The sequence below is a fragment of the Saccharospirillum sp. MSK14-1 genome (genome assembly GCF_003054965.1).
Taxonomy (GTDB): Bacteria; Pseudomonadota; Gammaproteobacteria; order Pseudomonadales; family Natronospirillaceae; genus Saccharospirillum.
Map to the genome: position 1 here is coordinate 1 of NZ_MIES01000010.1, position 1,677 is coordinate 1,677.

General features: G+C 43.5%; 2 protein-coding genes. Both read left to right on the forward strand.

Translation table 11 applies throughout. From position 1 onward, the window contains the following. Positions 1–268, forward strand: a 268-nt coding sequence (locus tag BGP77_RS02790) for a polysaccharide biosynthesis protein (RefSeq protein WP_158269249.1), incomplete at its 5' end; no start/stop codon positions are given. A gap of 101 nt (positions 269–369) precedes the next feature. After that, positions 370–1,526, forward strand: a protein-coding gene (locus BGP77_RS02800; protein ID WP_370446820.1) for an IS3 family transposase whose coding sequence is annotated in 2 segments (ribosomal slippage) — positions 370–639 and positions 642–1,526 — 1,155 coding nt in all. Because the reading frame shifts where the segments join, the coding sequence is not laid out codon by codon here. Positions 1,527–1,677 lie beyond the last annotated feature (151 nt).

Here is a 1,677-nt window from a genome sequence, read left to right on the forward strand (position 1 = left end):
AATAGTATTCACCGGCCTACGCCCAGGTGAAAAACTATATGAAGAACTCCTGATAGGCGAAAATGTGACGGGTACCGGGCACCCCAAAATCATGATGGCGAATGAGTACTTTATAAGTTCTGATGCGATCAAACAGGCGCTTACCGAGCTGAAAGTAGCTGAAAATAAAATGGACTATGCAGCAGGTAGAGCTATTTTGTTACGCGTTGTACCTGAGTTTGAGCCTGCGTCTAAAATAGTCGACTTTTTGGCATTAGGGCGGGATTAATTTCGACATGATCTCCAATTCGTTTTTGAAACACTTTAAGGTCGTCGGTTTGTTATTGATTATTTAGTCTCTAAGCCTTCCCCATATGAGTAGACACTTAATTGCTTAAAGTCAAAATAGTTGAGCTAACCTTCAAACTTGACGCTAAAGCAATCGACATAGCCGAAGTCTTTGGTTTGCATCCAATGATGCTATATCGGTGGCGGCAGGAGTACCGTGAAGGGAAATTAAAATATTTCCCAAACCGAAGAGTGAGCATGTCATTGAACCAAAAATCATCTCCCCCACCGAGTAAAAAAGAAATCAGCGATAACGAACGGCTGAAGAAAGAGAATGAGCGCTTAAAGAAGGAAAATGAACTTCTAAAAAAGTGGCAACGGTATCTAGCGCAAGTAAGGCAGAACGATTCGGATTCATAGCCGAACATGGAGCTGCCTTAGGCATTAGATACCTATGCGATTGGTTACTCGTGTCACGATCCGGCTACTACAAATGGCGACATCGGCCAGAGAGCTCCCGTGCCGCTAAAGCTCGCGCATTAGGTATTAAAATCGAGCAGGTCTTTTATCAGCATGATACGAACTATGGCAGCCCTCGTGTCTGCGAGGCGCTTCGGGCAAAAGGATATAAAGTTAACCACAAGGCTGTAGAGCGCATCATGAGGGAGATGGGCCTGGTGGGTAAGGCCGCTCGTATATACAGGCAAAAAGCTGCCCCAAAACGGTTTTACGCCAAGTTGCCAAACCTTCGTCTTGAGCTGGGATCCCCGACAGAAATCAATCAACAATGGGTTGGAGACCTAACCTATCTCAAGGTAGGAAAAGAGTATCAATACTTAGCTGTTGTACTGGACTTGTACTCAAGACGCGTCATCGGCTGGTCACTTGGTGACAATAAATCAGCAGAACTTACGCGGGAAGCTATACGTCAGGCAATACGTTATCGGAAGCTTAAAGATGGCCTCATATTCCATACGGATCGAGGCCCAGAATATGGGGCCTACTTAATCCAAGATGAATTGAAGCGTCATGGCATTACGTCAAGCATGAATCGTCCAAAATACGTCACTGACAATGCGCATATGGAATCATTTTTCCAGAGTTTAAAGACAGAAAAGTACCACGGTGAACATTACCAATCTAAGTCAGAATTAAGAATTGCATTAGGCGACTACATGATGAACTATTACAACAAAAAACGGATGCACTCAGCGTTAGGCTATGTAAGTCCGAATAAACATGAAATTTTGAATAGTTGAGCGTGTCTATTTTTAGGGGGGAGCTCGCCCCAAAACAACGACGTTATGAATAATTAGGAATTTAGATGGAACTAAATCTTCGAGTAAAACCCTTTTACATACTGCTTATTTTTGGGCCTCCAGTATTCGTACTACTCAACTGGTACCTAGA